The organism is Pseudomonas sp. AC463 (assembly GCF_979253585.1).
Map to the genome: position 1 here is coordinate 1 of NZ_CEEDDZ010000495.1, position 280 is coordinate 280.

A 280-nucleotide genomic window follows, 5' to 3' on the forward strand; every position below is an offset into this window, starting at 1 on the left:
GTGTATAGCCAACGCTGCAGGCTCTCGCCTGGCTGCGGCTCGCCGAGCGGCAGTGATACCACCAATGGCCCTTGATTCTTGGCTGCCATGAACGCCTCTCTTGGATCAATCCATTTAGCACTTTATGGATCAATACGCTGATCCACTTCAAGCAGAGAATCGCCTCGTCAACTGCAGCGATCGCGCCCCAAGCGTATCGCCCTTCCTGCGCCGCACCTTGCGGCCAGGCAACCGCTTTCGAGGAACACCTGATGAAGCAACGAATTCTAGTCATCGGCAC

General features: G+C 56.8%; 1 protein-coding gene. It reads left to right on the plus strand.

Translation table 11 applies throughout. The annotated features are described in order from the left end of the window. Positions 1-71: 71 nt before the first annotated feature. The coding region (locus AC0IYH_RS31120) for a hypothetical protein (protein WP_471838052.1) at positions 72-280 on the plus strand (209 nt) is incomplete at its 3' end.